Annotated in this window: 26 protein-coding genes; 5 read left to right on the top strand and 21 right to left on the bottom strand. The window is 65.9% G+C overall.

The window, feature by feature from the left end:
* Positions 1 to 14 precede the first annotated feature (14 nt).
* The 14 genes from Q1A36_RS21470 to Q1A36_RS11930 all read right to left on the bottom strand — a co-directional run bounded on the left by Q1A36_RS21470 (position 15) and on the right by Q1A36_RS11930 (position 12,166).
* Positions 15 to 419, bottom strand: coding sequence for an HNH endonuclease (locus tag Q1A36_RS21470; RefSeq protein ID WP_366141570.1), 405 nt, complete (start codon positions 417 to 419; stop codon positions 15 to 17).
* A 739-nt stretch (positions 420 to 1,158) separates the two neighbouring features.
* Positions 1,159 to 2,250: a TRAP transporter substrate-binding protein gene (locus Q1A36_RS11990; protein ID WP_299844073.1), complete on the bottom strand. Its 1,092-nt coding sequence runs from the start codon at positions 2,248 to 2,250 to the stop codon at positions 1,159 to 1,161.
* A gap of 27 nt (positions 2,251 to 2,277) precedes the next feature.
* The gene (locus tag Q1A36_RS11985) at positions 2,278 to 2,790 is read right to left on the bottom strand and encodes an AAA family ATPase (RefSeq protein ID WP_299844201.1); all 513 of its coding nucleotides are present in this window, start codon (positions 2,788 to 2,790) and stop codon (positions 2,278 to 2,280) included.
* 15 nt (positions 2,791 to 2,805) lie between these two features.
* Complete coding sequence (ggt, locus tag Q1A36_RS11980) at positions 2,806 to 4,608, bottom strand: gamma-glutamyltransferase (RefSeq protein WP_299844070.1); 1,803 nt, start codon at positions 4,606 to 4,608, stop codon at positions 2,806 to 2,808.
* A gap of 122 nt (positions 4,609 to 4,730) precedes the next feature.
* Positions 4,731 to 5,270, bottom strand: a complete 540-nt coding sequence (locus Q1A36_RS11975; RefSeq protein ID WP_299844068.1) for a DsbE family thiol:disulfide interchange protein — start codon at positions 5,268 to 5,270, stop codon at positions 4,731 to 4,733.
* Positions 5,263 to 5,406, bottom strand: a complete 144-nt coding sequence (gene ccmD / locus Q1A36_RS11970) for a heme exporter protein CcmD (RefSeq protein WP_299844065.1) — start codon at positions 5,404 to 5,406, stop codon at positions 5,263 to 5,265. Before ccmD ends, Q1A36_RS11975 begins: the two co-directional genes overlap by 8 nt.
* Positions 5,403 to 6,128, bottom strand: coding sequence for a heme ABC transporter permease CcmC (gene ccmC, locus Q1A36_RS11965; protein WP_299844062.1), 726 nt, complete (start codon positions 6,126 to 6,128; stop codon positions 5,403 to 5,405). Before ccmC ends, ccmD begins: the two co-directional genes overlap by 4 nt.
* Positions 6,129 to 6,170: 42 nt before the next feature.
* Positions 6,171 to 6,827 (bottom strand): heme exporter protein CcmB, encoded by a 657-nt coding sequence (gene ccmB / locus Q1A36_RS11960; protein WP_299844059.1) that lies wholly within the window; start codon positions 6,825 to 6,827, stop codon positions 6,171 to 6,173.
* Positions 6,824 to 7,453 carry a heme ABC exporter ATP-binding protein CcmA gene (ccmA, locus tag Q1A36_RS11955; protein ID WP_299844055.1) on the bottom strand — a complete coding sequence of 210 codons (630 nt, stop codon included), beginning with the start codon at positions 7,451 to 7,453 and terminating at the stop codon, positions 6,824 to 6,826. Before ccmA ends, ccmB begins: the two co-directional genes overlap by 4 nt.
* The gene (locus Q1A36_RS11950; protein WP_299844052.1) at positions 7,450 to 7,803 is read right to left on the bottom strand and encodes an Mth938-like domain-containing protein; all 354 of its coding nucleotides are present in this window, start codon (positions 7,801 to 7,803) and stop codon (positions 7,450 to 7,452) included. Before Q1A36_RS11950 ends, ccmA begins: the two co-directional genes overlap by 4 nt.
* Positions 7,803 to 8,786, bottom strand: coding sequence for a protein translocase subunit SecF (gene secF / locus Q1A36_RS11945; protein WP_299844049.1), 984 nt, complete (start codon positions 8,784 to 8,786; stop codon positions 7,803 to 7,805). Before secF ends, Q1A36_RS11950 begins: the two co-directional genes overlap by 1 nt.
* A gap of 12 nt (positions 8,787 to 8,798) precedes the next feature.
* Entirely contained in the window at positions 8,799 to 10,466 is a 1,668-nt protein-coding gene (secD, locus tag Q1A36_RS11940) for a protein translocase subunit SecD (protein ID WP_299844046.1), read from the bottom strand.
* Between the two features lie 30 nt (positions 10,467 to 10,496).
* Positions 10,497 to 10,829 (bottom strand): preprotein translocase subunit YajC, encoded by a 333-nt coding sequence (yajC, locus tag Q1A36_RS11935; RefSeq protein ID WP_101753435.1) that lies wholly within the window; start codon positions 10,827 to 10,829, stop codon positions 10,497 to 10,499.
* A gap of 161 nt (positions 10,830 to 10,990) precedes the next feature.
* Entirely contained in the window at positions 10,991 to 12,166 is a 1,176-nt protein-coding gene (locus Q1A36_RS11930) for a M20 aminoacylase family protein (RefSeq protein ID WP_299844041.1), read from the bottom strand.
* A gap of 64 nt (positions 12,167 to 12,230) precedes the next feature.
* Between Q1A36_RS11930 and mazG the strand changes: the two genes are divergently transcribed.
* Positions 12,231 to 13,043 (top strand): nucleoside triphosphate pyrophosphohydrolase, encoded by an 813-nt coding sequence (gene mazG / locus Q1A36_RS11925; protein ID WP_299844038.1) that lies wholly within the window; start codon positions 12,231 to 12,233, stop codon positions 13,041 to 13,043.
* Positions 13,044 to 13,046: 3 nt separating this feature from the next.
* Here mazG and Q1A36_RS11920 read toward each other — a convergent pair whose 3' ends face one another.
* Together Q1A36_RS11920 and dgcA are read right to left on the bottom strand one after the other, a co-directional pair.
* Positions 13,047 to 13,907, bottom strand: coding sequence for a D-amino-acid transaminase (locus Q1A36_RS11920; protein WP_299844035.1), 861 nt, complete (start codon positions 13,905 to 13,907; stop codon positions 13,047 to 13,049).
* A 70-nt stretch (positions 13,908 to 13,977) separates the two neighbouring features.
* Positions 13,978 to 14,961, bottom strand: coding sequence for an N-acetyl-D-Glu racemase DgcA (gene dgcA, locus Q1A36_RS11915; protein WP_299844032.1), 984 nt, complete (start codon positions 14,959 to 14,961; stop codon positions 13,978 to 13,980).
* A 102-nt stretch (positions 14,962 to 15,063) separates the two neighbouring features.
* Between dgcA and Q1A36_RS11910 the strand changes: the two genes are divergently transcribed.
* The gene (locus Q1A36_RS11910) at positions 15,064 to 16,026 is read left to right on the top strand and encodes an L-malyl-CoA/beta-methylmalyl-CoA lyase (protein ID WP_299844029.1); all 963 of its coding nucleotides are present in this window, start codon (positions 15,064 to 15,066) and stop codon (positions 16,024 to 16,026) included.
* A 95-nt stretch (positions 16,027 to 16,121) separates the two neighbouring features.
* On the opposite strand, the gene Q1A36_RS11905 is transcribed toward Q1A36_RS11910, so the two are convergent.
* Both Q1A36_RS11905 and Q1A36_RS11900 read right to left on the bottom strand, forming a co-directional pair.
* Complete coding sequence (locus tag Q1A36_RS11905) at positions 16,122 to 17,060, bottom strand: TIGR02186 family protein (RefSeq protein ID WP_299844026.1); 939 nt, start codon at positions 17,058 to 17,060, stop codon at positions 16,122 to 16,124.
* 2 nt (positions 17,061 to 17,062) lie between these two features.
* Positions 17,063 to 17,980, bottom strand: coding sequence for a sulfite exporter TauE/SafE family protein (locus Q1A36_RS11900; protein WP_299844023.1), 918 nt, complete (start codon positions 17,978 to 17,980; stop codon positions 17,063 to 17,065).
* Positions 17,981 to 18,125: 145 nt separating this feature from the next.
* Between Q1A36_RS11900 and surE the strand changes: the two genes are divergently transcribed.
* The 3 genes from surE to Q1A36_RS11885 are packed head-to-tail and all read left to right on the top strand — an operon-like array spanning position 18,126 to position 20,776.
* Complete coding sequence (gene surE / locus Q1A36_RS11895) at positions 18,126 to 18,920, top strand: 5'/3'-nucleotidase SurE (protein ID WP_299844021.1); 795 nt, start codon at positions 18,126 to 18,128, stop codon at positions 18,918 to 18,920.
* Positions 18,917 to 19,570, top strand: coding sequence for a protein-L-isoaspartate(D-aspartate) O-methyltransferase (locus Q1A36_RS11890; RefSeq protein ID WP_299844018.1), 654 nt, complete (start codon positions 18,917 to 18,919; stop codon positions 19,568 to 19,570). Before surE ends, Q1A36_RS11890 begins: the two co-directional genes overlap by 4 nt.
* A gap of 42 nt (positions 19,571 to 19,612) precedes the next feature.
* Positions 19,613 to 20,776 (top strand): LysM peptidoglycan-binding domain-containing protein, encoded by a 1,164-nt coding sequence (locus Q1A36_RS11885; protein ID WP_299844015.1) that lies wholly within the window; start codon positions 19,613 to 19,615, stop codon positions 20,774 to 20,776.
* Positions 20,777 to 20,870: 94 nt separating this feature from the next.
* On the opposite strand, the gene Q1A36_RS11880 is transcribed toward Q1A36_RS11885, so the two are convergent.
* Genes Q1A36_RS11880 through Q1A36_RS11870 form a run of 3 tightly spaced genes read right to left on the bottom strand, consistent with a single transcriptional unit; the run spans position 20,871 to position 24,175 of the window.
* Positions 20,871 to 22,118 carry a hypothetical protein gene (locus Q1A36_RS11880; RefSeq protein WP_299844012.1) on the bottom strand — a complete coding sequence of 416 codons (1,248 nt, stop codon included), beginning with the start codon at positions 22,116 to 22,118 and terminating at the stop codon, positions 20,871 to 20,873.
* Positions 22,119 to 22,142: 24 nt separating this feature from the next.
* A complete protein-coding gene (locus Q1A36_RS11875; protein ID WP_299844009.1) occupies positions 22,143 to 23,522 on the bottom strand; it encodes a TolC family outer membrane protein in 1,380 nt (459 codons plus the stop codon).
* Positions 23,519 to 24,175, bottom strand: a complete 657-nt coding sequence (locus Q1A36_RS11870) for a protein-L-isoaspartate O-methyltransferase (protein WP_101753424.1) — start codon at positions 24,173 to 24,175, stop codon at positions 23,519 to 23,521. Before Q1A36_RS11870 ends, Q1A36_RS11875 begins: the two co-directional genes overlap by 4 nt.
* Positions 24,176 to 24,197 lie beyond the last annotated feature (22 nt).

The raw sequence follows: 24,197 nt of genomic DNA, 5'->3' as shown, positions 1-24,197 counted from the left end.
CATCCAGGCTTCCATCACCTCTGATTTAAGCTCTTGCGAATTTCTTCTAGTGAAAGTGGCCATTCCTGCCTTGAATGTGCAATTCGATGGCAGTTGGGGCAAAGGCAGACTAAATCATCGATCGAAGTAACTCGAAGCCCATCGCTGCTCCCGAGAGGAGTTAAGTGGTGGACATCAATTACGAAGTTTCCATCTGGTAACTCGTGTCGGAACCCACAAGTTTGGCACTGAAAGTTATCCTTTTTCTTTCGACTTTGTACGATCGACTGATTTCTGAGGCGTCGGAGGTAATTCCTCTCCTTCGCAATACCTTCTAATCCCCACTCATATAGTTTTCCTATTGTGTTTCCGCGCGAGTCGGGTGCCGCAATGTCGTAATCACCTCTCAGCCCCCAGATTCCCTTGTTGCCACCGGCCACAGCGTAGAACAGGTCAGGTGCGTTTGGAGCATTCTTGCGTTTAACGCTTGCCGAGTCAGAAGAGTTGCGCTGTACACGATCACGGATTGTTGCTGGCGACTTTTCGGTCCAATCCAAGCCTCTCTGTCTACGGATTTTTTCTGCAATACGGTACACGTCATCCCAGTGTGCTTCGCCACCTAGCGATCGATAGGTCTCGATTAGGATTTCGGCCCATGAGTCCTTCTTAATATCCTTCAATTCATTTCTCCAAGATCGCCTCAAGCCATAAGGTTCAAATTAAAAATTTCACTTGATAACCATTCAAGAACAGAAGTTTCGAAGAAAACATCCTGAAATCCGTGACGGTGCAATCAAAGCGGCTGCGGGGCAACGCCACTCCATCGCCGCGCCGCGCCAGAAGCCAAGGCACGGTAGAGGATGCGATTTCCGAGGGTCGCTTCCGCCTGCAAAAATCGCAACGATTGTCACAGCGGACTCAAAGCGGCCATGTCATGTCTCCTGAACATATGGCCGCCAGGCGGGCCGAGGCTTTCTACCGCGACCTTTCCCCAACCCTTTCTTAACCCGCAGTCCGAAAGCGGTGTACAGCCTGTGTACATGCCGTGCCTCCCCAGTGCACGCGCTGTGCAGCGGGGAGCACAGCATTTGCTGAAGTTTTCCGACCCGTCCCGGAAACCGGACTCCGGCCGTTGCGCAACAGCCCTGACCCATCAACGCGATCCGTCGCGCCTTCGCCCTACTTCGCCCCCTGCGACGCCTGCAACAAGAGCGTGTCATAGGCATATTCCGAGATCTGCAACCACGGCAGCGTGTCATCGCGGAACTTCATCTGGTGGTCATAGAGCGTCTTGAACGAGGCACTTTTCGCCGAGGTCTCGGCATAGAACTCATGCGCCGCGTCATAGCTCGCCTGCAGCACATCGCCCGGAAAAACCCGTAATTTCGCCCCGCCCGCCACCAGCCGCCGCAGCGCCTCGGCATTCTGCGCGTCGTATTTCGCCAGTTGCAGCGCCCCGGCATAGCCTGCCGCCATGGTCAGGATGCTGCGATAGCGTTCGGGCAGTTCGGTCCACTTCTCCAGCCCGATGAACAGGCTCAGCGTCGCCGCGCCTTCCCAGAAACCGGGGTAATAGTAATAGGGCGCGATCTTCGACAGGCCCAGTTTCTCGTCATCATAGGGGCCGACGAATTCCGCCGCGTCGATGGTGCCGCGTTCGAGCGAGGGATAGACATCCCCCGCCGCGATCTGGCTGGGGACCAGACCCAGCCGCTGCAGGATCATCCCCGACAGCCCGCCGATCCGCATCTTCAACCCCTTCAGATCGGCCAGCGTGTTGATCTCCTTGCGAAACCAGCCGCCCATCTGCGCCCCGGTCCCGCCAAGCGGCAGGTGATGGATGTTATAGCCGGCCAGAAACTCGTTGAAGAGAGCATTCCCGCCCGCCTCGTTGAACCAGGCTTGCTGGAACCGGGTGTTCGGGCCAAAGGGCAGGCTGGTGCCAAAGGCAAAGGCCGGGTCGAGCCCGATATAGAAATAGGAGCCGGTCTGGCCCATCTCGACCGTGCCGCTCTGCACCCCTTCGACGATGGCCAGCGGCGGCACGATCTCGCCAGCCGCAAAGACCTGGATGCGGAAATTCCCGTCGGAGGCCTCGTTCACCGCACGGGCGAAAACCTCGGCCGCGCCATAGATCGTGTCGAGCGACTTCGGATAGCTGGATTGCAGCCGCCATTGCAGCACCGGATTGCTCTGCGCGATGGCCGGGCTGGCCAGCGTCGTCGCAACGCCCCCTACGGCGCCGGTCGTCAGAAAGTCCCGTCGTTTCATTCCCTGTTCCTCCCAGAAAGCTTCCTGCTAGAGCCGCGCCAGCAACCAGTCAGCGCGCGCCCTGATCCCGATTCTCGGCAGCAGCGCCACCCGATAGCCCAGCCTCGGATAGCCCTGCCGCAGCCGCCGATACTCATCCACCGCTGCCCGAAACCCGTGTCGCCGCGCGTGGTCGCGGACATGGATCGCGGGCCAGGGTGGGGTCAGAAAGACCCGCGCGTCATAGCGCAGCTGCCGCGCCAGCCGGGTCGCCTCGGCCCCCTGCCCGACCGATTGCAGGGCCAGCGTGGCATCGACAATGCCGCGATCGAAGAAGACCGGACCGCGCGCGTGTTGCACCGCCCGGTGATCGGCCACTGCCAGCCGCAGGGCTTCGCGGCCGAAACCGGCCAGATCGACCCAGGGCAGATTCGCCCCGTCGCCGGCCAGTTCGGCCTCGACCACCCGGCGGCCCGGCTCGGTAATGGTGGCGTATCCGCGCCGTGCCAGTTCAGAGAGCAGGCTCGACTTGCCGCCACCCGAACAGCCCGAGATCATCACCAGCCGCAATCCGCCTCAGCCCCCCAGCGCGATCCCCTCGCGCCGCGGATCGGCCCCGCCTTCCAGCCCCTCGGGCGTGATGGCGATACCCTGCAGGCCCGAATTCAGCTCGGTCTCGTTCACCTCGAAGCCGAGATCGGTCAGCGCCTGCGACAGCTCGACCGCCGCGGTGCCGGCCTCGACATCCATGGGGCCAAAACGGTTCACCAGATGCGGCAGGCCCACCGCCTGCTGTACGTCCAGCCCCCAGTCCAGATGGCCGATGATCGCCTGCGCGACATAGCCGATGATGCGGCTGCCACCGGGCGAGCCGATGACCAGCACCGGCTTGCCGTCCTTCATCACGATGCTGGGCGCCATGGACGAACGCGGCCGCTTGCCCGGCTCGACCACATTGGCGATGGGATAGCCGGCCTCGTCATGGGTCTCGAAACTGAAATCGGTCAGTTCGTTGTTCAACAGGAACCCGCCCGCCATCACCCGCGACCCGAAACCGTTCTCGATGGTGGTGGTCATGGACAGCGCATTGCCTTCCGCATCGACGATCGAGATATGCGAGGTCGAGGGCAGTTCGAGGGCGGAATCCTGCCCCCAGAGCATGGCGTGGCTCCATCCCGGCGAACCGGCGCTGACCTCGGGCAGGCTGTCATCGCCCTTCAGCAAACCGCCCCGCTCGGCCAGATAGTCCGGCGCGATCAGACCTTCGGTCGGCATCGGCACGAAATCGGCATCGGCCATGTAGCGGCCCCGGTCGGCAAAGGCTAAGCGCGAGGCATCGCCGATCAGCCGCCAGCTTTCCGGGTTCTCATGCCCCAAGGCCGCCAGATCATGGCCGCCGAGCATCCCCAATATCTGCCCCACGGTCAGCCCGCCCGAGGAGGGCGGCCCCATGCCGCAGACGTCATGCGCGCGATATACCACACAGACCGGCTCGCGCTCGACCACGCGATAGCGACCAAGGTCGTTCACGGTCATCAGACCGGGATTGCTTTCATGCCCGCGCACGGCCGCGACGATGCGGTCGGCAAGCGCGCCGCCATAGAAGCCATCCGCCCCCTCGCGCGCCAGCACCCGCAGGGTCTCGGCATAATCGGGATTCTTCAGCAGATCACCCGCCGCGACCGCCGTGCCGCCGGGGAAGAAATAATCGGTCGTCACCGGATCCGATTGCAGCGCCTCGCCCTCGCCCGCGACCAGTTCCGCCAGACGCGGCGAGACGGCAAAGCCCTCTTCCCCCAGACGGATGCCATCGGCGAAAAGGCTCGCCCAATTCGCCTTGCCCCAGCGCCGATGCGCCTCCTCGAGCAATGCCGGGGTGCCCGGCACCCCGACCGAGCGGCCACCGACAACGGCAGCCATGAATTCCAGCGGCTCGCCATTCTCATCCTGAAACAGCGTCGGCGTCGCCGCCGCCGGCGCCATCTCGCGCGCGTCGAGCGTCGTCATCTCGCCGCTCGACGCATCATACCAGACCAGAAACGCCCCGCCGCCCAGACCCGAGCTTTGCGGCTCGACCAGCCCCAGAACGGTCTGCACCGCGACCATGGCATCGGCGGCGCTTCCGCCGGCCTCCAGCACCTTGGCCCCGGCCTCGACCGCCAGCGGATGCGCCGCCGTGACCATCCAGTTCGCTGCGACCACCGGCTGACCGGCCTCCTTGGCCGCCATCGCATCCTTGGCGGGCTGGCTGAGACCCGAAAAGGCATCCACCGTCGCGGCCTCGGTCGCCGCTTCCGGCGCGACCGCATCCGCTGCCTCCTGCGCGCCCGCCGTCCCGGCCAGCAGCACTGCCATCACCAGAGAAAACCCGGTCTTCATCGCTTACCTCCCCCTTGACTGAACAGAGGCAGTCTGGCGGTCACAACCCGAAGTGGCAACCCGGCTTCTCGCTCGCTGAAATATCCGCGGGGGGCCGGCACCGCCGGCGGGGCGGCAGCCCCCTATTCGGCAGCCTGTGCCTTCCGAAGCTCGGGCAGGAAGCGGTTGGTGTAATCCTCGCGCACCAGCGGACCGGCAAAGCGGTAAAGCACCTTGCCCTCGCCATCGAGGATGAAGGTCTCGGGCGGCGCGGTCACGCCCCAGTCGATGGCGCCGCGACCGTTCGGATCGGTGGCGATGGCGTGAAAGGGATCGCCATACTCGTCCAGAAAGCGCACTGCCTGCGGCTCGGGGTCCTTCAGATCGACACCATAGACCGGGATGGTCTTCGACAACTCGGTCAGGGTCGGATGCTCGGCCCGGCAGGGTGGGCACCAGCTGGCCCAGAAATTCACCAGCTTCACCCCCGGCTGGCGCAGCATCTCGTCGGTCAGCTGGGTCTTGCCGGGCAGCGTGGTCACGGGCAGCGCCGGGGCCTCGCGACCGATGAAGCTCGAAGGCAGCTGTTCGGGATTCTCGCGGCCCATGCCCCAAAGGAACATGCCCGCCAGCGCCGCGAAGATCACCGGCGGCGCGATCATCAGGGGAGAAATCTTAGCCATTCTTTTCCTGCGCCTCCAATGCGCGGCGGGCGCGGGCATTGGCCGCAACGCTCTGCCAGATCACGCCCAGCAGCAGCGCCAGCGACACGCCATAGGCGGCCAGCACCGTGCCGGCATACTTTCCCAATTCGATCATGCCCGCGCCTCCCGCGCCTGCAGGGCCGCCAGACGGCGGCGGCGAATCTCGGTTCGCGTGCGGATCAGCAGCAGCGCGAGGAACAGAAGGAAGAAGCCCAGCATCGAGAGGTAAAGCGGATAGCGATAGACCGCGCTCATCCGTTCGCCCTCGGCCACCGACAGCGAGGCCCCCTGATGCAACCCCTGATTCCAGAACAGCACCGCATAGCGCGAGAGCAGCGCAAAGACCGAACCGACAAGGCACAGCCAGCCGGTCAGGTCGGCGGCGCTGTCAGGGTCCTCGACCGCGGACCAGAGCGCGATATAGCCAACGTAGAAAAGGAAGAGGATCAGGAACGAGGTCAGGCGCGGATCCCATTCCCACCATGTCCCCCACATCGGCTGGCCCCAGATCGCCCCGGTGGCCAGCGCGATCAGCGTCATCACCGCTCCAACTGGTGCGGCAGCCTTGGCTGCCAGCGCCGAGACATGATGGCGGCGGATCAGCCAGGTCAGGCTGGCAACCAGCATCATCACCCAAATATTGATCGCCATCATTGCGGCGGGGACATGGATGAAGACGATCTTCACCGTCGATCCCTGCTTGTAATCCTCGGGCGTCAGGAATCCCCAGACCAGCCCGCCGACGGTGCAGAGGGCAGCGCCCGCCACAGCCCAGGGCAGGATCGCGCCCGAGGTGCGCATGAACTTGACGGGGTTGGCGTATTCCCAGATCGACATGTCTTTTCCCTAGCGGCGGCTGGGGCGCGGCTCAAGCCCCGCTCACCGTAGATTGACCCGCAGCGCGGCCGCTGCAGCAAATGGCATCAGCGCCAGCACCGCCGCCGTGATCCCGGCCAGAAAGGCCAGCGGCGTGACCGTACTGCCACCCTCGGCGCCCCGGCGGATCACTTCGGCCCCGAAGATCAGCGTGGGGATGTAGAGCGGCAGAACCAAGAGCGACAAAAGTAGCCCGCCCCGGCGCAGCCCCACGGTGATCGCCGCACCGAAGGCCCCCAGCATCGACAGCGCCGGGGTTCCGATCAGCATCGACAGCACCAGCCACGGGGTTGCGGTCGCCGGAAGATGCAGCAGCAACCCGAACAGCGGCGCGGCCACGACCAGCGGCAGGCCGGTGGTCAGCCAATGCGCGGCGGCCTTGATCGCGACGACGCCCTCCAGCGGGATGGGCGCGGTCGCCAGCAGGTCGAGGCTGCCATCCTCGTGGTCGAGGGCAAAGATCCGGTCCAGCGACAGAAGGCAGGCCAGCAGCGCACCGACCCACAGGATCCCCGGCGCGATCAGCGCCAGCGTGCCACCTTGCGGGCCGACGCCGAACGGAACCAGCGTGCAGAGGATCAGGAAAAAGGCCAGTCCCAGCCCGAAGCCGCCGCCCGCGCGGGTGGCAAGGGTCAGGTCGCGTAGCAGCAGCGCGATCACGCGAAGGCCTCGTTGAAGCCGGCGGGCGTCTCGGCCTTGCCGGGCTTGGCGCGATAGGGCGTCAGGTCCAGAACCCGCGCCTCACCCAGCCCCAGATCGATATGCGTGGCCATCAGCGCCGCCCCGCCCCCGGCCAGATGCGCCCGCAGCACGGCGGCAAAAAGGCCGACCGAATCGGCGTCGAGCGACACCGTCGGCTCGTCCAGCACCCAGACCGGCCGGCCCGTGACCAGAAGCCGGGCGAGACCAAGCCGCCGCTTCTGCCCGGCCGAGAGGCTCGCCGCCGGGCGCTCCAACAGCCCGCCAAGGTTCATCGCGGCGATGGCCGCATCGATATCGGTCCGGCCAAAGACCCGCGCCCAGAAGCGCAGGTTCTCGGTCACGCTCAGCGCCGATTTCAGCCCGTCGGCATGGGCGGCATAGGCAACGCTGTCATCGCCGACCACCACCTCGCCCGCGACCGGCGGCTGCAATCCCGCAACCGTGCGCAACAGCGTGGTCTTGCCGACGCCGTTCGGCCCGCGCAGGATCAGCGCCTCGCCCCTGTCCAAACTGAAGGAAACGCCCTCGACGGCCCGCATCCCGCCGCGCGCGACGGCAAGATCGCGCACCGCGACGAGGCTCATACCGGCAGCAGCGCGCAGGCGACCCGGCGGCCCTCGGAAAGCGTGACGTTATAGGTGCGGGCGGCAGTGGGCGAGGCCATCGCCTCGACCATCACGCCGAGCGATTCGAGCTCCGCCACAAGGTCGGCAGGCGGGCGCGCGATCTCGGCGCCCATGCCGATGAACAGCACATCTACCTGCCCGGCCAGTGCCAGCAGCGCCGCGCGATCCTCGAGACCGCCCCAGCCTTGCGCGCCGCCCTGACGCACCAGAACCCGGCCGTGGTGGATCTTCTCGGCAACCCGGAAAAAACCGGGGCCGTAGCCGTCAACCGGCACGGCCCCGGCGAAATCGGTGGGCTCGATCGCCATCAGGGTTGCTCGGCGCCCTTGAAGGGCGAGGACGGGTCGTCCTTCGGGTCCTTTTTCGACCAGTCGCGCTTGACCCCGATCCACAGCACGATGTTCTTGGCCACGTAGATCGTCGAATAGCAGCCGACGAAGACGCCCCAGAGCATGGCGAAGACAAAGCCCCGGATCACGTCGCCTCCAAGGATCAGCAGCGCGGTCAGCGCGATTGCGGTGGTCACGGCGGTCATGATGGTCCGCGACAGGGTTTCGTTCACCGTCAGGTTCATCACGTCGATCAGCGGCATGGATTTGAACTTGATCAGATTTTCGCGCAATCGGTCGAAGACCACGACAGTGTCGTTGACCGAATAGCCAAGGATCGTCAGCAGCGCGGCGATGGTGCTGAGGTCGAACTTGAACTGGAACAGTGCAAAGACGCCCACGGTCAAGAGCACATCATGGACCAGTGCCACCACGGCGCCGATGGCGAACTGCCATTCGAAGCGGATCCAGATATAGAAGAGGATGCCGATGGTCGCCGCGCCCACCGCCTGCACGGCGGTCCAGATCAACTCGGCCGAAACCTTGGGACCGATCGATTCGACCGCCGGGAACGTCACCTGCGGGTCGACGGCACGCAGCGCGTCCTCGATCCGGGTCAACTCCTCGGGCGTGACCGAACCGGTCTCGTTGGTGGCACCAATTCGGATCATTGCCACATGCTTGTCGGCGCCGAAGGTCGGGTCGAAGACCTCGGTGATCGAGACATCGCCAAGATCCAGCCCGTCCAGCACCTCGCGGTATTCGCCGACCTCGAAGGCGGTCGGGCTTTCGGTGCGGATGGTGGTGCCGCCCTTGAAGTCGACGCCGAAGTTCAGCCCCATCACCAGAACCAGCACGACCGAAGCCGCCATGGCCAGAGCCGAGATGCCGAAGGTCAGCCACTGCCAGCGGAAGAAGTTGTAGTTGGTGTTGTCGGGAACAAGCTTGAGCCGGAATGCCATGATCTTATCCCCTTACAGAACCAGTTCTTTCGGCTTGCGCAGATCGATCCACAGGACGATCAGCAGCCGGGTCAGATAGATGGCCGTAAAGACCGAGGTGACGATGCCGATGGTCAGCGTCACGGCGAAGCCCTTGACCGGGCCGGAACCGAGGAAGAACATCACCAGCGCGGCGATGAAGGTGGTGACGTTGGCGTCGATGATGGCCGACATCGCCTCCTTGAAGCCGTTGTCGATGGCGCGAACCACCCGTTTGCCCGCCCGCAATTCCTCGCGGATGCGTTCATAGATGATGACGTTCGCATCGACGGCGGTGCCCACGGTCAGCACGATCCCGGCAATGCCCGGCAGGGTCAGCGTCGCCCCCATGATCGACATGACCGCAAGGATCAGGATGACGTTCACCACCACGGCGATCGAGGCGAAGACCCCGAACAGGCCATAGCTGGCGACGATGTAGAAGATGACCGCGATGGTGGCGACGACCGAGGCCAGACGCCCGGCATCGATGCTGTCCTGCCCCAGTTCCGGGCCGATGGTCCGTTCCTCGAGGAAGGTCAGCTCCGCCGGCAGCGCGCCGGCGCGCAGCAGAACCGCCAGTCGGTTGGCGCTTTCGAAATCCATCGAGCCCGAGATCTGGCCCGAGCCAGCGGTGATCGCCTGCCGGATCACCGGGGCCGAGATCACCTCGTTATCCAGCACGATAGCGAAGGGCTGGCCGATATTGGCGGTGGTGTACTCGCCGAACTTGCGCGCACCCGAGGGGTTGAAGCGGAAATCGACCGAGGGCTGGCCGTTCTGGTCGGTCGAGGGCACCGCATTGGTCAGCTCCTCGCCGGTCACGACCGGGGTTTCCTCGAGCGTGTAGAACAGGCCCGGCTGCTCCTGCGAGGGCAGGATGACATTGCCGATGCCGGGATTGGCGTTCGGATTGGTGCCGGTGCCAATGACCGGGTTGAAGGTCAGCTTGGCGGTGGTGCCGATCAGCGCCTTCAGCTCGGCGGCCGAACCGATGCCCGGCACCTGGATCAGGATGCGGTCCTGGCCCTGGCGCATGATGGTGGGTTCACGCGTTCCGACCTCGTCCACCCGGCGGCGCACGATCTCGAGGCTCTGCTGGATGGTGCGATCGTCGGTCACGGCCTTTTCGGCATCCGACAGCTGCACAGTCAGGGTCTTGCCGCTGGCGGTCACGGTCAGATCGTCCTGCCCGGCCCCGGTCAGCGTGGTGACGGGAACGGACAGACTGCGCGCGGCCTCGACCGCGACCTGCATCTGGTCGGCATTCTCGATCTCGATGGCCAACGTCCCATCGGGCGAGGACACCCGGCGAATCGAACCGATGGTGGCGCGCTTGTCGGACAGCGCCTGCCGCAGATCCGGCCACATGCCGTCCATCCGGGCCTTGTAGACCTGATCGACCTGCACCTCGGCCAGAAGATGGGCCCCGCCCCGCAGGTCCAGCCCCAGATTGACCAGCGACGACGGCAGCCAGTTCGGCCACTGCGCCATTGCCGCCTCTTGCTCGGCCGTGGCAGCGCCGCCCGACCGTTCGACCGCGATGACGGCGTCGTTATGGGTCTCCACCCGTTTGTAGAACAGGTTGGGCATGGCATAGGCCAGCCCGAGCACGCAAAGCCCGATAATCAGGATGCGTTTCCAGCGGTCGATCTGAAGCATCTTGGGGGTGACCCCTTAGTTTGTCTGGTCTTAGCTATTGGCGGCGACGGGCGCCGTCGGGTTCAGCACCTGGGTGATCGAGGCGCGGACGACCCGCACCTTCACGCCGGTAGCCACCTCGACCTCGACCTCGTCGTCGCGGACGGTGGAAACCTTGCCGATGATCCCGCCCTGGGTGATGACCTGATCGCCCTTTTTCAGCGCGGCGACCATTTCCCGGTGCAGCTTGGCGCGCTTTTGCTGCGGGCGGATCATCAGGAAATACATGATCGCGAAGATCAGGATCAGCGGGATGAACTGCGCGAAAGCTCCGGCGGCGCCGGCCGATCCGGCGGCCTGGGCATAGGCGGGGGTCACGAACATCGGTTATCCTTCATGTCAGCGGGGCCGCTTGAGAGGCGACCGGGCGGGAATTGGCGCGCACCCTATCCGCGGTGGCGGGGCTTGGCAAGAAATCGCGGGCTACCCGGCACACACGGAAACGTGGGTTGTCCGGGGGCCGGCGCGGCGGCGAGGGAACGAGCCTAACCCGCTGCCGTCTTCAGCGGCTGGCCGCGCTCGACCAGGCGGGCAAAGAAGCTGGCGCCGACCGGGGCAATCTCGTCGTTGAAATCATAGCCCGGGTTGTGCACGCCCGGCCCCTCGCCCTGGCCGATGAACAGATAGCAGCCGGGGCGTTTCTCCAGCATGTAGCTGAAATCCTCGGCCCCCATCTCACGACCCGACTCGGCGATGACGCCATTCGCGCCCGACACCTCGCGCGCCACGGCGACGGCAAAATCGGTCTCGCGCGGGTCGTTCACCGTCGCCGGATAGCCGCGCTGATAGTCAAGCTCGGCCGTCACATCATAGGCCGCGCCCTGCCCGGCGCAGATCTCGGCCATGCGGCGCTCGACCATTTCACGGACATGCGGCTCGAAGGTGCGGACGGTGCCGCAGATCCAGGCGGTTTCGGGCACGATATTGTCGGCGCTGCCGGTATGGATCTGTGTGACCGAGACAACCAGCTCGTCCAGCGCGTAATGGTTGCGGCTGACAATGGTCTGGATGGCGTTGACGATGCCCACGGCGGCCACCACCGGATCGGCGGTCAGATGCGGCATGGCGCCATGGCCGCCCCGGCCGCGGATATGAACTTCGAAACGGTCGACCGCAGCCATGATCGGCCCCGGCGTGGTCTGGAAACTGCCCTCGTCCTGACCCGGATTGTTGTGCAGCGCGAAGACGCGGGAAATGCCGAACCGCTCCATTATGCCGTCGCGCACCATGGCATCACCGCCGCCGCCATCCTCTTCCGCCGGCTGAAAGATCAGCGCCACCCGGCCGGCAAAGTTCCGCGTCTCGGCCAGATAGCGGGCAGCACCCAGAAGCATGGTCGTATGCCCGTCATGACCGCAGGCATGCATCCGCCCCGGCACGGTCGAGGCCCAGTCTGCCCCGGTCTCCTCGGCCATCGGCAGCGCGTCCATGTCGGCCCGCAGCCCGATCGTCGGCCCGTCCGCCTGACCGTTGATGATGGCCACCACGCCGGTTTGCCCGACCCCCTCATGGATCTCGTCCACGCCGAATTCACGCAGCCGCTCGGCCACGAAGGCGGCGGTTTCGTGGCAGTCGAAGCCCAGTTCCGGATGCTGGTGCAGGTGGCGCCGCCATTCGGTCATGTCGGAGCCGAATTCGGCGATGCGGTTCAGGACGGGCATGTAGACTCGGCTTTCGGGCTGTGGCAGTGGACGGACATTGGCGCAGGAAAGCCGGGAGAATGCAATGCGAGACACTGCGGAAGCGCGGGCCCAGATCGACCGGCTGATCGGCATCATGGCCGATCTTCGCGACCCGACCAGCGGCTGTCCCTGGGACATCGAGCAGGATTTCGCCAGCATCGCCCCCTATACCATTGAAGAGGCGCATGAAGTCGCAGATGCCATCGACCGCGAGGCGTGGGACGAGTTTCCGGGCGAGCTGGGCGATCTTCTGCTGCAGGTGGTGTTCCATGCGCAGATGGCCGCCGAGAAGGGCATGTTCGACTTCGCCGATGTCGCCCGCCAGATCAGCGACAAGCTCGTTGCCCGGCATCCGCATGTCTATGGCGACGAATCCCGTGACAAGTCGGCCGAGCAGCAGGTGAAGGACTGGGAGGCGATCAAGGCGGTCGAACGCGCCGGCAAGGCGGAAAAGGGCGTGCTCGACGGCGTGGCGCTTGGCCTGCCGGCGCTGACCCGCGCGATCAAGCTGCAGAACCGCGCCGCCCGCGTCGGCTTTGACTGGCCCGGCCCGGGGGATGTGCTGGCCAAGATCAACGAGGAGACCGCCGAACTGGTCGAGGCGCGCGACACGCTGGACCATGCGGCGCTGACCGAGGAATTCGGCGACCTGATGTTCGTGATGGCAAACCTTGCCCGGCATCTGAAGATCGACCCGGAACAGGCCCTGCGCGGAGCGAATGCGAAATTCACCCGCCGCTTCCGCTCGATCGAGACGGCGCTGGCCGCCGATGGCCGCCGCCCCGAGGACAGCGACCTGGCCGAGATGGATGCGCTGTGGGATGCCGCCAAGGCGGCCGAGCGCGCCGTAGGCTAGGGATCAGACCCCGGCCTTCACGCTTTCTTCCAGGTAAATCTCGCGCAGGCGGCGTGCGACCGGGCCGACCGTGCCGTCGCCGATGGCCGCGCCGTCGATCGAGACCACCGGCATGACGAAGGCCGAGGCCGAGGTAATAAAGGCCTCGTCCGCATCCTGTGCCTCGGCCACGGTAAAGCTGCGCTCCTCGACCTTCATCTGCGCCTCGCGGGCAAAGCGCAGCACGGCGGCGCGGGTGATGCCGTGCAGGATGTCGCTGGACAATTCGCGGGTGATGATCGTGCCGCCCTTGACGATATAGGCGTTGTTCGATGTGCCCTCGGTCACTTTGCCCTCTTCGACCAGCCAGGCGTCGTCCGCGCCCTTCGACTTGGCCTCCATCTTGGCGAGGCTGGGGAACAGCAGCTGCACCGTCTTGATGTCGCGCCGCGCCCAACGCAGATCCTCGGTGGTGATGACCTTCCAGCCGGTCTTGGCCGCCGGATTGTCCGCAAGGCCGGGCTTGTTCTGCGTGAACATGACCACGGTCGGCACCGTGTCCTCGGGCGGGAAGGCGAAATCGCGGTCGCCCGGATTGCCGCGCGTCACCTGCAGATAGACCATGCCATCGGTCACGCCATTCTCGGCCACCAGCCGCCGATGCGCGGCGAGATAGTCGTCATCCGACAGAGGATTGCGCATCTGCAGCGCCTCGAGCGAACGTTTCAGCCGCGCCAGATGTCCGCCGAAATCGATCAGCTTGCCGCCGAGCACACTGGTCACTTCATAGACGCCATCCGCCATGACGAAGCCGCGGTCAAAGACCGAAACCTTGGCCTGATCTTCCGGCAGGTAGTCTCCGTTGACATAGACGGTGCGGGTCATGGCGTCCTCCGATGGGTTCTGCAGGTTCTTGTTGTCTGCTAGCGCAAAGGTCAAGCGCCGGGGCGCGACCTCAGCCCCAAAGTTCGGCCTTGGGCGGATGCACCCAGCTGCCGTCATAGGTCAGCCCGTGCGGGCGATCCTCGGCCAGCAGCAGCGGGCCATCGAGATCGACATAGGTGGAATCCTGCGCCGCGAGCACAGCGGGCGCCATCGCCAGCGAGGACGAGATCATGCTGCCGATCATGGTCTTGATCCCGATCTGATGCGCGGCATCGCGCAGCGCGAGAGCATGGGTCAGCCCGCCGGTCTTGTCAAGCTTGATGTTGATCATGTCATAGCGCCCCTGCAACCGAGGCAGGGTGCCGAGGTCATGGCAGCTTTCATCGGCGCAGATCGGGATCGGGTGCTTGATCTCGGCCAGCGCCCGGTCCTGGATCGAGGGCAGCGGCTGTTCGATCAGCACCACCCCCTCGCGCGCGAGGCGCGGTGCCAGCCGGACATAGTCATCCACCGTCCAGCTTTCGCCTGCGTCGAGAATGATCTTAACATGCGGTGCTGCCTGCCGGACGACCGGGATGAGACGAATATCCTCGGCCGAGGCGGCACGGAATTTCATCACCCGGTGATTGCGGAACTTGCGCGCATCCTCGGCCAGTTTGACGGGATCGTCGATCGACAGGGTGACGACGGTTTCCAGCGGCCTCGGCTGGTTCAGCCCGGCCAGTTGCCAGACCCGCACCCCCTTCTGCTTGGCCTCGAGATCCCACAGCGCGCAATCGACGGCATTGCGCGCAGGTCCGGGGCGCAGCAGGGCAGGCAGGCTCTTGCGGTCGAAATCCAGCGGCAGTTGGGTGATCTGGTTGACCACGCTGTCGGGCGATTCGCCGTATCGCGGGTTCGGCACGCATTCGCCGCGTCCGGTGCGCCCGCCCCGGGTCAGCGTCACCTCGATCGCGTCGACATGGGTGCGGGTCAGCTTGCCCAGAGTAAAGGCCCTGCCGAACGCATAGCGCCGCCGGTGAACGTTGATGATGAGCGGGGTCGTGACTGCCATCCAGGAACTTTCGCTATCCGCAAGTCTGATCAATACCGGCTTGATGCAAGCGCAGCAATCCAATAACAACTGCGCGATAAGTTGCATTTGCAGGATCGGCCCATGAGTTTTCGCACGCAGCCACTGCCCGCCGCCCGTCTGAACCGCTGCCAGCTGTTCGGCCCCGGCTCCCGCAGCGAGCTGTTCGAGAAGATGGCCAAATCCGCCGCCGACGTGATCAACCTCGATCTCGAGGATTCGGTCGCCCCCGACGACAAGGACAATGCCCGCCGGCAGATCATCCAGGCGATCGGCGATGTGGACTGGGGCAACAAGACGCTGTCCGTGCGGATCAACGGGCTGGATACGCCCTTCTGGTACCGCGACGTTGTGGACCTGCTGGAAAACGCCTCGGACCGGCTGGACCAGATCATGATCCCCAAGGCCGGCAATGCCAGCGACATCTATGCCGTAGATGCGCTGGTCACTGCCGTCGAGAAGGCCAAGGGCCGCAAGAAACCCATCGCCTTCGAGGCGATCATCGAGACCGCTGCCGGCATCTGCCATGTCGAAGAGATCGCCGCCGCCTCGCCGCGGATGCAGGCGATCAGTCTTGGCGCCGCCGATTTCGCCGCCTCGATGGGCATGGCCACCACCGGCATCGGCGGGACGCAGGAAAACTACTACATGCATCACCAGGGCCAGCAATACTGGTCCGATCCCTGGCACTGGGCCCAGGCCAAGATCGTCGCCGCCTGCCGCACCCATGGCGTGCTGCCGGTCGATGGTCCCTTCGGCGATTTCTCGGACAAGGACGGGTTCCGTGCGCAGGCGCTGCGCTCGGCCACCCTCGGCATGGTCGGCAAATGGGCCATCCATCCCAGCCAGGTTGCCTTGTCAAACGAAATCTTCTCGCCCTCGGAAAAGGCCGTGACCGAGGCGCGCGAGATTCTTGCCGCGATGGACGCCGCCAAGAAGGCCGGTGCCGGTGCCACCGTCTACAAGGGCCGTCTGGTCGATATCGCCTCGATCAAGCAGGCCGAGGTCATCGTGCGCCAGGCCGAGCTGATCGCCAGCAACCAATAGAGATACCTCGGGGCGCGCCACGGGGAGGTGGCACGCCCGTCCGAGGGAGGAGTGCAGGCCCCGTGGGACACCACGGGGCCTGTCGCATTTCGGACCTACCCCCGGCGCAGCAGCCGGAAGGCGGTCGAGGCGCCCCAGCCGGCGATCACCGCCACCGCCAGCGACATCAGCCCGTAGATGAACGGCCAGTCGAAGGCGAGGCGGTAGAGCCAGCGTTCCAGCCCCACCTTCCGCACCTCGATGGGCGCGCGGTAGACATCGACCACCTGCCCGTCGCGCAGCAGGAAGATGCGGGTCTTGTAATCGCCCTCGATCAGGTTGGCCGGAAGCTGGATATTGGCGCGAAACAGGGTCTCCTCGGTCAATGTCACGCTGCCCTGATCCAGCCGGTAAAGCCCACTCTGCTCGCGCAGGCGGATCAGCGCCTGGGTGAAGGGCACCGTGTCGCTGACCTCGACCGGGCCGGCAAAGGCGCGCATCGCCAGCGGGATCGAGATGCGGAAGCGCTCATCCCATTCGGGCAGCAGGATCTGGTCCAAGGGCCCGGTCGTCGCCACGGCATAGAATCCGGGCGCGGCACCGATCCTGACCCGCTCGGCATTGATCCAGATGCCCAGCTTGCGCTCCTTGCGCCAGACGGTCAGCGGCTGCGCCGGCCCCTCGACGGTGACGATGACCTGCAGCGGCGCATCCTTGGGGATCGGCGTCTCGCGTTTGACCGCGCCGTAGATCAGAATGTCCGAGCCGTCGAAATTCGTGGTGATCGACACCGCATCGCTGGAGAGGCCCGCCACCACCTTCTCGGGCGCCTCGGCCTCGTTCTCGGGGACCACCTCGCGGGGGCGGCCCGGGTCGGGATAGAGCGGGAAATCGGCAGGCTCGCTGTCGGGCGTGGCACGGGCCGCTTCGCTTTGCGCCTCGGCCTCGGCCGCCTGCTCCTCGGGCGTCGGTCCGGCCATCTGTGCGGCGGCCAGCGTGACCACCGCCAGAAGCGCCAGCGCCGCGATGCCGAGGCCAAGGGGCTTCCACCGCACCATCACCGCGCCCCCGAAGCGATCGAATAGAGGTCATCCGGGGTCAGGAACAGATCCAGCGCCAGCTTGCCGCAGACCGCCAGCACCAGAAGCGCCAGCAGAATGCGCAGCTGCTCGGCCCGCAGCTTCGCCCCAAGCGTGGTGCCGATCTGCGCGCCGACCACGCCGCCAAGGATCAACAGCAGCGCCAGCATGACATCGACGGTGTTGTAGCTGACCGCGTGCATCAGCGTGGTGAAGGCGGTGACGAAGGTGATCTGGAAAAGCGAGGTGCCGATGACCACCTTGGTCGGCATCCCCAGCAGATAGATCATCGCCGGCACCATGATGAAGCCGCCGCCCACCCCCATGATCGCCGCCAGCACACCGACGGCCAGCCCGACCAGCAGGGGCGGGATGACGCTGATATAGAGGCCCGAACTGCGGAACTTCATCTTCAGCGGCCAGCGATGCACCCACATATGCTCGTGCAGCCGCCGCCGGGGCGCCGAGGCCTGGCGCGAGCGGCTGAGCGCGCGCAGGCTTTCCTGCAGCATCATCAGCCCGATCAGGCCAAGGAACACGACATAACAAAGCTGCACCGCCAGATCGACCTGACCCAGCCGCTGCAGGATGTTGAAGACCATGACCCCCAGCCAGGACCCCACCAGCCCACCGACCAGCAGCACGAGGCCCATGCGGAAATCGACAGTCTTGCGCTTCACATGCGCCAGAACCCCGCTGACGGACGAGGCCACGACCTGATTGGCCCCGGTCGCCACCGCGATCGGGGGCGGAATACCGATGAAGAACAAGAGCGGCGTGATCAGGAAGCCGCCGCCCACGCCAAAGAGGCCGCTCATCAGCCCGACGATCCCGCCCAGGGCGACCAGGGTGAAGGGATTGACCACGACCTCGGCGATGGGAAGGTAGATCTGCATGCGCTGCCCGTAACTTGCCGGCTTATCCTGCCCATATGTCCCGATGCCGTCAAATCGGGAATAGGCTTTTCTCCTGCAGTCAACGCGGGTTGAAGCGCGACGCGTGCGCGGCTAATCAGAAAGGGACGGGATCAGCGGAGCGGGCATGCGCATCCTTATCACCAATGATGACGGGATCAACGCGCCGGGGCTTGAGGTTCTGGCCGAAATCGCGGCCGAGATCGCCGGCCCCGATGGCGAGGTCTGGACGGTCGCACCGGCCTTCGAGCAATCGGGCGTCGGCCATTGCATCAGCTATGCCCACCCGACCATGCTGGCCCAGCTTGGCCCGCGCCGCTTTGCCGCCGAGGGCAGCCCGGCCGACTGCGTGCTGGCGGCGCTGTTCGACGTGATGGTCGACACCCCGCCCGACCTGGTGCTGTCCGGCGTCAACCGCGGCAACAATGCCGGTGAGAACGCGATGTATTCGGGCACCATCGGCGGCGCCATGGAGGCTGCGCTTCAGGGTCTGCCGGCCATCGCCCTGTCGCAATATCTGGGGCGCGGGACGGCCGGGCTGGATGACCCTTTCGACTGCGCCCGGCGTCTCGGCGCAAAGACCGTGCGTCAGTTGTTGCAGCACGGCGACTGGACCGCCGGCGATGACTTCCGCCTCTTCTACAACGTGAACTTCCCGCCGGTCGCGGCATCCGAGGCGCGCGGCCTGCGCGTCGCACCGCAGGGCCGGCGCGGCGGCGAGCGGTTCGGGATGCGGCCCTTCGTGGCGCCGAACGGCCGGCGCTACCTGTGGATCTCGGGCGGGGCGCAGGATGCCGAGGCCACGCCCGGCAGCGATGTTGCCGCCAACCTCGACGGCTTCATCACCGTCACGCCGATGCGACCCGATCTCACCTGCCACGCCTCGCTTGCGGGACTGGCCCAAGCCCTGGACGAGGGATGAGCGACGAACCCGACAGCCCTGCCGAACGGCAGATGCGCTTTCTGTTCCAGCTGCGCTCGCGCGGCGTGACCGACCCGCGGGTGCTGGCCGCGATGGAGCGGATCGACCGGGGGCATTTCGTGCGCGGGCAATTCTCGGACCGATCCTACGAGGATACGCCGCTGCCGATCCCCTGCGGCCAGACCATCAGCCAACCCTCGGTCGTCGGGCTGATGACGCAGGCGCTGAACCCCGGCCCGCGCGACACGGTGCTGGAGATCGGCACCGGCTCGGGCTACCAGGCGGCGATCCTGTCGGGCCTCTGCCGGCGGGTCTATACCGTCGACCGTCACCGCCGGCTGGTGATCGAGGCCGAGGCGATGTTCCAGAGGTTGGGCCTTTACAACATCACCGCGCAGGTGGCCGACGGCTCGCGCGGATTGCCCGATCAGGCGCCCTTTGATCGCATACTGGTGACTGCCGCTGCGGAAGACCCGCCCGGCCCGCTCTTGGCCCAGTTGAAGATCGGCGGTATCATGGTCGTGCCTGTCGGGCAGTCGGACGCGGTGCAGACGCTGATCCGCGTGACGCGGTCGGAAAGCGGTTTCGCCTATGACGAGCTGCGGCAGGTGCGGTTCGTGCCATTGGTCGAGGGGTTGGGTCAGACATGACCCCCGTGCCGGTGGTCGCCTCAAGGCAGGAAGACAGGCAAGATGACAACGAGCAGATTTATTCGACCCACATGCGCCGCAGCGGCCGCGCTGTTCCTGGCCTCCTGCGGGCAGAACGGCAGCTTTGATCCCGACCTTCGCGGGTTGATGCGCGGCTCGCTGGACACGGCGCAGGCGGCCTCGGTGGCGCAGCCGCGCCCGCAGCCGGATTCGCGCGGGCTGATCAGCTATCCGGATTACCAGGTCGCGGTGGCGCGGCAGGGCGACACCGTCACGACCATCGCGGCGCGGCTGGGGCTGAACGCGGGCGAGCTGGCGCGGCACAATGCCATCGACGCCACGGCGCCGCTGACCGCCGGGGCAATTGTCGCCCTGCCCCGCAAGGTGGCACCCGGCACGCCGGTGGCGGGGCGCGGCATCTTCAGCAATACCGGACAGGTCAGCGATCCCTTTGCCGGCCAGGGCACGGCCAAGCCGGAGACACCGGCTGCCGAGGCGACCGCTGCGAAACCTGCAGCACCCGCCGCCGGGCCGCAGCCGAAGCAGCACCAGGTGGCCTCGGGCGAGACGGCCTGGTCGATTGCCCGGAAATACGATGTCTCGGTGGCCGATCTGGCCAAGTGGAACGGCCTGCCCGAGAACATGACCCTGCGCGTTGGTCAGCGCCTGTTGATCCCGGTGGCTGGCCAGAGCCCCGCGACGAAGCAGGCAGCCGTCACGGTGCCGGGCGAGGGCAGCCCGACCCCGCGCCCGCCCTCGTCGGCAGAACCTTTGCCGACCGAGAAGACCGAACCCGCCTCGAAGCCAGTCGAGAAGCCCGCCGCACCGGATCTGGGCGCGACGCGGACGGCAAGCTCGGGCGGCGGAAAGTTCCAGATGCCGGTCTCGGGATCGATCGTACGGACCTATCAGAAAGGCCGCAATGAGGGGATCGACATCTCGGCCCCGGTCGGCACCTCGGTCAAGGCGGCCGGTGGCGGCGCGGTCGCAGCGATCACCCGCGACACCGATGGCGTGCCCATCGTGGTCGTCCGCCATGACGGCAACCTGATGACGGTCTATGCGGGGCTCGACAATCTGGCCGTGTCCAAGGGCGCCAAGGTCAGTGCCGGGCAATCGCTTGGCACCTCGAACAGCTCGGGGATCCTGCATTTCGAGGTCCGGCGCGGCTTCGACAGCGTCGATCCCGAGGACTTCCTGCGCTGATTTCGGGGGTGCTCCGTGCCTGAGGCATTGCCCGCGAATGCGGAACGGCCGCCCATGACCGGGCGGCCGTTCGAAATTTCAACGACACTGAACCTCAGAACCGCTCCAGATGCTCATCGATCGCGGCGGCCACTTCGCGGCGGATCACCGCGCGCAGGTTGCGCGAGAACCGCTGGCCGAGTTCGCCATGCAGCTCTTCCTGGATCATCTCGCGGATCAGGTCGCGCAGCTGGTCGTCATCGGCGGGAAGCGCGGAAGGATCAGAGCCGCGAATGCTATCCGGACCGGTTGCACGAGCGGTCTCGACCTCGTTGGGCGACGTAGCGAGGTGGGTGTGACTGCCATCGGCAGGCTGCGCCGCCTCGCCCTCGGCCTCAGCCTCAACCTCGGCAGGATCGCCGAGACCTTCAGCGAACGGATCCTCGCTGAGGCAGGACGGGATGGCCATTCCGGTCCAGCCGGCTGCAGCCGTCGCGGCATCGTCCCAGTGATCAACCGGGTGAGCGACGTCCTCGGCTTCACGCTGCATCTCGACGTCGTCGCCAATTAGCAGATAGGCCGCCCAGAAATCGGCCGGGCTTGTCCCGGCGCCGATCACCTCGGCATCCTCGCCGGCTTCGACCTCAATCGCTTCGGCCTCCGCCACCGGCGTCGGATCATCGGCAGCAGCCCCGCGAACCGGCATCAGGACCTCGGGCCGCATCCTTGCCTTGGCTTCGAAGGCCTCGGCAAAATCGTCATCCTCGGTCCTGTGTGGAACGGACGCCGGCATTGGGTCGGATGTGAGTGGATCCTGGGTCAAGGTATAGAGATCGGCAAAATTGTCCTGCCAGATTTCGTCGGCCGGATCGCCCCCGTCCTGACCCGCCGCAAGGATGCTGCCCACCCGGTCCGCCCTATCCAGGCGCAGCGGCGGCAGCGCACTGGTGGCAGGACTTTCTCCGCACTCGTGCCGCAAGGGCGGATCACGCCGCGCGACAAGTCCGGCATGGACAGCACGCGCGGGCGGTACCTGCAGATCAGCGATCAGTCGCGGACGCGGTGCGGTCAGCGAGTGCTCGATAAAGGTCGGGCCTGCGGGTGTTGCCGCAGCCCTGTCAGCGGCGGCCTTTCCGTCACGGACCAACTGGCGCGCCAGGGCCGCGTTGCCGCCGAAGCGTTCGGCAAGGTCCTCGCCTGCATCTTTGCCCGGATGTTCGGCTGCCGACTGCTGTCGCAGCAGCCTGTCGCGGGCAAAGTCCTGGGCTTCATCCTCGGCGATCAGCCGGCGAATGGCGCTGAGCACGTCACCGATATCTTCGGACAGGCGTGCGGCTTCCTGCGGGCGGGTCATGTCGTTCATCGGCCCGCCCCCGCAGCGGGGAGGTCAGTTCCCGCGACCGATCGCGCGCAGCACGCGGTCGAGGTTTTCCCCCTGCCGACTGGTATAGGGCGCGTCGCGGACCGCGCTGTAATATTCCGATGGATCATAGGTCGGGATTCCTAGCTTCAGGTTTTCTACCGTCAGCAGACCCATAGCAGCCAGAAGTTGATAATGGGCTAATTGGAGATTGGCCTCGGCCGTGATCTTGTCGGTGCGCGCCTCGAGCAGCGATTGCTCGGCGTCCAGCACGTCCAGCGTGGTGCGGGCGCCAAGCGTCGCTTCCTCGCGCACGCCATCATAGGCTTGCTGCGCCGCCGAGATCTGTTCGTCGATGGCCGCGATCTGCGCACCCGCCACGTCGATATTGGCCCAGGCCTCGCCAACGGCCAGATCCACCTGCCGCGCCACGTTCAGAAGCCCGGCCCGCGCCTGATCGCGCTGCGCCATGGATTTGCGCAGCACCGAGGACAGCCGGCCACCGGAATAGAGCGTCTGCGACATGGTCAGCCCGACCTGTGCGTCGCGGCTGATCTCCTGGTCGCCGCTGAGCACCGAGGGAGAGCGGTTCACGCCGACGCGCGCCTCGGCGCTCAGCGTCGGATTGCGTTCGGCCTTGGCGGCAGCGACGCCGATCTCCGAGGCAGCGGCCTGATGCTGGGCCTGCTTCATCGCCGGATGGTTGCGCTGACCGATGGCCCGCGCCGCATCCAGCGATTCCGGACGTTTCGGCAAGGGCGGCGGGGCGCTGAGCGCGCCCGGAAGCGCGCCGGTGGCGGCGCGGTAACCTTCGCGCGCAACCTCGAGCGAGCCCTCGGCCGAAGCCAGCGCGGCGCGGGTCGCCGCCAGCTGGGCATTGGCCAGCGACACGTCGGTCAGGGTGATCTCACCCACATCGAACCGGTCCTGCGCCGCCTGGCGCTCCTGTCCCAAGAGGCGCACCGAGTTGTTCTGCAGATCCACCTGCTCCAAGGCGCTGCGCACGTTGAAGAAGGCCGAGACGGCATCGAACAGCACGTTCTGTTCGACCTGGACCAGGTTCTCGCGCGAGGCCAGGACCAGTTCCTTTTTCAGGTCGATATCCAGCTGGCTGCGGCCCCAGTCGAACAGCGTCATCTGCGCTGTCAGGCTGAGCGAGGTGACGTTGACGCCACCGCTGCTGAGCGTATGCGAGGCGGCCCAGCCCACGACCGGACGCAGCGTCGACACGGCCTGCGCCACGTCCTCGTCGGCGGCGCGCAACACGGCGCGGTTCTGGTCCATCAGGGGCGATTTGCGATAGGCGGCGACCATGGCATCTGCCAGAGACTCGGCCGCAACCGGCAGGGCGGTCAGCAGGCTCAGCGCGGTCGCGGTGGCCAGCCGGCGCATCCCCCGCCCGATCATAGCGCGAACCCCCGGGTCAGCGCGAAGCCCGACAGAAGCGGCGCATGGGCATTGAAGGCATAGCGCCAGTTGATCCGGCCATTGACCTTCAGCCCGCTGCGCACGACGCCCAGATTGCCCTCGCGGAACAGCGCGACAATGCGGCCGCCCTCTTTCAACTGGTCGGCCAGCATCGCGGGCACCTCCTCGACCGAGCCGCCGCTGACCAGAATGGCGTCATAGGGGCCCTGTTTCTCGTATCCGGCGCTCAGCGGATTGCGCAGCACCACGACATTGTCGATGCCGGCGGCGAGAATGCGCCCCTCGGCCTCGCGGACGAATTCCTCGTCCTCCTCGACGGCAACCACGGCCTCGGCCATCTGCGCCAGAACCGCAGCCGAATAGCCAAAGCCGCAACCCAGATCGAGCACCAGGTCGCTTGGCACGATGTCCAGCGCGTCGATCATCTTGGCCAGCGTCCGCGGCTCCAGCAGCACGCGGTCAGGACCGATGGGCAGGTTCTCGCCCGAATAGGCCACGCTGCGGCGCGCATCAGGCACGAATTCCTCGCGCGGGACCGTCAGCATCGCCTCGATCAGCGGATACTTTGTCACATCGTTCGGCCGAACCTGGGTGTCGACCATCATTGTGCGATGAACAGCGAAATCTGGCATGGCGAAAATTACCTATCGGCCC

It is taken from the genome of uncultured Paracoccus sp. (assembly GCF_947487305.1).
In the GTDB taxonomy this organism is placed as follows: Bacteria; Pseudomonadota; Alphaproteobacteria; order Rhodobacterales; family Rhodobacteraceae; genus Paracoccus.
The sequence above is the reverse complement of the archived record's forward strand: the minus strand, read 5'-3'. Positions and strand labels throughout refer to the sequence as shown.

Bases quoted from the DNA above. Each gene is read 5' to 3' on its own strand.
- Q1A36_RS11990 (WP_299844073.1), bottom strand. From the start codon at position 2,250: ATGAAACGACGGGACTTTCTGACGACCGGCGCCGTAGGGGGCGTTGCG.
- ggt (WP_299844070.1), bottom strand. From the start codon at position 4,608: ATGAAGACCGGGTTTTCTCTGGTGATGGCAGTGCTGCTGGCCGGGACG.
- Q1A36_RS11975 (WP_299844068.1), bottom strand. From the start codon at position 5,270: ATGGCTAAGATTTCTCCCCTGATGATCGCGCCGCCGGTGATCTTCGCG.
- ccmD (WP_299844065.1), bottom strand. From the start codon at position 5,406: ATGATCGAATTGGGAAAGTATGCCGGCACGGTGCTGGCCGCCTATGGC.
- ccmC (WP_299844062.1), bottom strand. From the start codon at position 6,128: ATGTCGATCTGGGAATACGCCAACCCCGTCAAGTTCATGCGCACCTCG.
- ccmA (WP_299844055.1), bottom strand. From the start codon at position 7,453: ATGAGCCTCGTCGCGGTGCGCGATCTTGCCGTCGCGCGCGGCGGGATG.
- Q1A36_RS11950 (WP_299844052.1), bottom strand. From the start codon at position 7,803: ATGGCGATCGAGCCCACCGATTTCGCCGGGGCCGTGCCGGTTGACGGC.
- secF (WP_299844049.1), bottom strand. From the start codon at position 8,786: ATGGCATTCCGGCTCAAGCTTGTTCCCGACAACACCAACTACAACTTC.
- secD (WP_299844046.1), bottom strand. From the start codon at position 10,466: ATGCTTCAGATCGACCGCTGGAAACGCATCCTGATTATCGGGCTTTGC.
- yajC (WP_101753435.1), bottom strand. From the start codon at position 10,829: ATGTTCGTGACCCCCGCCTATGCCCAGGCCGCCGGATCGGCCGGCGCC.
- Q1A36_RS11930 (WP_299844041.1), bottom strand. From the start codon at position 12,166: ATGCCCGTCCTGAACCGCATCGCCGAATTCGGCTCCGACATGACCGAA.
- mazG (WP_299844038.1), top strand. From the start codon at position 12,231: ATGCGAGACACTGCGGAAGCGCGGGCCCAGATCGACCGGCTGATCGGC.
- Q1A36_RS11920 (WP_299844035.1), bottom strand. From the start codon at position 13,907: ATGACCCGCACCGTCTATGTCAACGGAGACTACCTGCCGGAAGATCAG.
- dgcA (WP_299844032.1), bottom strand. From the start codon at position 14,961: ATGGCAGTCACGACCCCGCTCATCATCAACGTTCACCGGCGGCGCTAT.
- Q1A36_RS11910 (WP_299844029.1), top strand. From the start codon at position 15,064: ATGAGTTTTCGCACGCAGCCACTGCCCGCCGCCCGTCTGAACCGCTGC.
- Q1A36_RS11900 (WP_299844023.1), bottom strand. From the start codon at position 17,980: ATGCAGATCTACCTTCCCATCGCCGAGGTCGTGGTCAATCCCTTCACC.
- surE (WP_299844021.1), top strand. From the start codon at position 18,126: ATGCGCATCCTTATCACCAATGATGACGGGATCAACGCGCCGGGGCTT.
- Q1A36_RS11890 (WP_299844018.1), top strand. From the start codon at position 18,917: ATGAGCGACGAACCCGACAGCCCTGCCGAACGGCAGATGCGCTTTCTG.
- Q1A36_RS11885 (WP_299844015.1), top strand. From the start codon at position 19,613: ATGACAACGAGCAGATTTATTCGACCCACATGCGCCGCAGCGGCCGCG.
- Q1A36_RS11880 (WP_299844012.1), bottom strand. From the start codon at position 22,118: ATGAACGACATGACCCGCCCGCAGGAAGCCGCACGCCTGTCCGAAGAT.
- Q1A36_RS11875 (WP_299844009.1), bottom strand. From the start codon at position 23,522: ATGATCGGGCGGGGGATGCGCCGGCTGGCCACCGCGACCGCGCTGAGC.
- Q1A36_RS11870 (WP_101753424.1), bottom strand. From the start codon at position 24,175: ATGCCAGATTTCGCTGTTCATCGCACAATGATGGTCGACACCCAGGTT.